The sequence below is a fragment of the Microbacterium sp. NPDC006705 genome (genome assembly GCF_044903545.1).
Lineage (GTDB): Bacteria > Actinomycetota > Actinomycetes > Actinomycetales > Microbacteriaceae > Microbacterium > Microbacterium plantarum.
The window spans coordinates 1-3882 of the sequence record NZ_JBJDQQ010000011.1; the positions used below are offsets into that span (position 1 = coordinate 1).

Consider the following 3882-nt stretch of genomic DNA (forward strand, 5'->3'; position numbering starts at 1 on the left):
CGCAGCTAACGCATTAAGTGCCCCGCCTGGGGAGTACGGCCGCAAGGCTAAAACTCAAAGGAATTGACGGGGGCCCGCACAAGCGGCGGAGCATGTGGCTTAATTCGACGCAACGCGAAGAACCTTACCAAGGCTTGACATACACCGGAAAGCATCAGAGATGGTGCCCCCCTTGTGGTCGGTGTACAGGTGGTGCATGGCTGTCGTCAGCTCGTGTCGTGAGATGTTGGGTTAAGTCCCGCAACGAGCGCAACCCTTGTCCCGTGTTGCCAGCAACGGTTTCGGCCGGTTGGGGACTCACGGGAGACCGCCGGGGTCAACTCGGAGGAAGGTGGGGACGACGTCAAGTCATCATGCCCCTTATGTCTTGGGCTGCACACGTGCTACAATGGCCGGTACAATGAGCTGCGATACCGTGAGGTGGAGCGAATCTCAAAAAGCCGGTCTCAGTTCGGATTGGGGTCTGCAACTCGACCCCATGAAGTCGGAGTCGCTAGTAATCGCAGATCAGCATTGCTGCGGTGAATACGTTCCCGGGCCTTGTACACACCGCCCGTCACGTCACGAAAGTCGGTAACACCCGAAGCCGGTGGCCCAACCCCTTGTGGGAGGGAGCTGTCGAAGGTGGGACTGGCGATTGGGACGAAGTCGTAACAAGGTAGCCGTACCGGAAGGTGCGGCTGGATCACCTCCTTTCTAAGGAGCACTTCTTAGCTGTGAAGCCTTCGGGTGGATCGGTTCAGAGGCCAGTACATCGGCGAATGTCTGATGCTGGTTGCTCATGGGTGGAACGTTGACTATTCGATCTGGTTGTCGGGTCGGAGGCTGTTAGTACTGTGCATCATTTCGGTGGTGGGCGTGGAACGCATGATCTTCGGGCGGGGGCTGGGTTGGGCGCGCTGTTGGGTGTCTGAGGGTGCGAGCGTGAGCTTGTGTCTTCGGTATGCCGGCCCCGGTGAAGCATCACGGTTGTGGTGTGTGACGGGTGGTTGGTCGTTGTTTGAGAACTGCACAGTGGACGCGAGCATCTGTGGCCAAGTTTTTAAGGGCGCACGGTGGATGCCTTGGCACCAGGAACCGATGAAGGACGTGGGAGGCCACGATAGTCCCCGGGGAGCCGTCAACCAGGCTTTGATCCGGGGGTTTCCGAATGGGGAAACCCGGCAGTCGTCATGGGCTGTCACCCATGCCTGAACACATAGGGCATGTGGAGGGAACGCGGGGAAGTGAAACATCTCAGTACCCGCAGGAAGAGAAAACAACCGTGATTCCGGGAGTAGTGGCGAGCGAAACTGGATGAGGCTAAACCTTAGGCGTGTGAGACCCGGCAGGGGTTGCGTTTGAGGGGTTGTGGGATTGTGCTTGATCGGTCTGCCGGCTGGTCGGTGAGTTAGAAATCGTTGATGTAGACGAAGGGCATGCGAAAGGCCCGGCGTAGAGGGTAAGACCCCCGTAGTCGAAATGTCAGCGACTTGCTTGCACTTTTCCCAAGTAGCACGGGGCCCGAGAAATCCCGTGTGAATCTGGCGGGACCACCCGCTAAGCCTAAATATTCCCTGGTGACCGATAGCGGATAGTACCGTGAGGGAATGGTGAAAAGTACCCCGGGAGGGGAGTGAAATAGTACCTGAAACCGTGTGCCTACAAGCCGTGGGAGCGTCGCATGCAAGCTTGCTTGTATGTCGTGACTGCGTGCCTTTTGAAGAATGAGCCTGCGAGTTTGCGGTGTGTTGCGAGGTTAACCCGTGTGGGGAAGCCGTAGCGAAAGCGAGTCCGAATAGGGCGTTTGAGTAGCATGCCCAAGACCCGAAGCGGAGTGATCTAGCCATGGGCAGGTTGAAGCGGCTGTAAGAGGTCGTGGAGGACCGAACCCACCAGGGTTGAAAACCTGGGGGATGACCTGTGGTTAGGGGTGAAAGGCCAATCAAACTCCGTGATAGCTGGTTCTCCCCGAAATGCATTTAGGTGCAGCGTCGTGTGTTTCTTGCCGGAGGTAGAGCACTGGATAGGCGATGGGCCCTACCGGGTTACTGACCTTAGCCAAACTCCGAATGCCGGTAAGTGAGAGCGCGGCAGTGAGACTGTGGGGGATAAGCTCCATGGTCGAGAGGGAAACAGCCCAGAGCATCGACTAAGGCCCCTAAGCGTACGCTAAGTGGGAAAGGATGTGGAGTCGCACAGACAACCAGGAGGTTGGCTTAGAAGCAGCCACCCTTGAAAGAGTGCGTAATAGCTCACTGGTCTAGTGATTCCGCGCCGACAATGTAGCGGGGCTCAAGCGTACCGCCGAAGTCGTGTCATTGCAGCATAAGGGCTAACGCCTGTTGTGATGGGTAGGGGAGCGTCGTGTGCCGGGTGAAGCTGCGCCGGAAGGCAGTGGTGGACGGTTCACGAGTGAGAATGCAGGCATGAGTAGCGATACACACGTGGGAAACGTGTGCGCCGATTGACTAAGGGTTCCTGGGTCAAGCTGATCTGCCCAGGGTAAGTCGGGACCTAAGGCGAGGCCGACAGGCGTAGTCGATGGATAACCGGTTGATATTCCGGTACCCGCTGTAGAGCGTCAAACATTGAATCAGGCGATGCTAAGCCCGTGAAGCCGTTCCGGACCCTTCGGGGAATGGAAAGTGGTGGAGCCGGTGACCCGGACTTGTAGTAGGTGAGTGATGGGGTGACGCAGGAAGGTAGTCCATCCCGGGCGGTGGTTGTCCCGGGGTAAGGGTGTAGGCCGAGTGGTAGGTAAATCCGCTGCTCATTAAGGCTGAGACCTGATGCCGAGCCGATTGTGGTGAAGTGGATGATCCTATGCTGTCGAGAAAAGCCTCTAGCGAGTTTTATGGCGGCCCGTACCCTAAACCGACTCAGGTGGTCAGGTAGAGAATACCGAGGCGTTCGGGTGAACTATGGTTAAGGAACTCGGCAAAATGCCCCCGTAACTTCGGGAGAAGGGGGGCCATTTCTGGTGATGACATTTACTGTCTGAGCTGGGGGTGGCCGCAGAGACCAGCGAGAAGCGACTGTTTACTAAAAACACAGGTCCGTGCGAAGCCGTAAGGCGATGTATACGGACTGACGCCTGCCCGGTGCTGGAACGTTAAGGGGACCGGTTAGCTGCATTTCGGTGTGGCGAAGCTGAGAACTTAAGCGCCAGTAAACGGCGGTGGTAACTATAACCATCCTAAGGTAGCGAAATTCCTTGTCGGGTAAGTTCCGACCTGCACGAATGGCGTAACGACTTCTCGACTGTCTCAACCATAGGCCCGGTGAAATTGCACTACGAGTAAAGATGCTCGTTTCGCGCAGCAGGACGGAAAGACCCCGGGACCTTTACTACAGTTTGATATTGGTGTTCGGTTCGGCTTGTGTAGGATAGGTGGGAGACTTTGAAGCGGCCACGCCAGTGGTTGTGGAGTCGCTGTTGAAATACCACTCTGGTCGTGCTGGATGTCTAACCTGGGTCCGTGATCCGGATCAGGGACAGTGTCTGATGGGTAGTTTAACTGGGGCGGTTGCCTCCTAAAGAGTAACGGAGGCGCCCAAAGGTTCCCTCAGCCTGGTTGGTAATCAGGTGTTGAGTGTAAGTGCACAAGGGAGCTTGACTGTGAGACCGACGGGTCGAGCAGGGACGAAAGTCGGGACTAGTGATCCGGCGGTGGCTTGTGGAAGCGCCGTCGCTCAACGGATAAAAGGTACCCCGGGGATAACAGGCTGATCTTCCCCAAGAGTCCATATCGACGGGATGGTTTGGCACCTCGATGTCGGCTCGTCGCATCCTGGGGCTGGAGTCGGTCCCAAGGGTTGGGCTGTTCGCCCATTAAAGCGGTACGCGAGCTGGGTTTAGAACGTCGTGAGACAGTTCGGTCCCTATCCGCTGCGCGCGTA

2 rRNA genes are annotated in these 3882 nt (G+C 57.0%); both read left to right on the forward strand.

What is annotated here, in order from left to right:
- Window positions 1–696, forward strand: a 16S ribosomal RNA gene (locus tag ACI2K6_RS16975); the annotation flags it as partial.
- Between the two features lie 336 nt (window positions 697–1032).
- Window positions 1033–3882: ribosomal RNA gene (locus ACI2K6_RS16980) — 23S ribosomal RNA — on the forward strand; the annotation flags it as partial.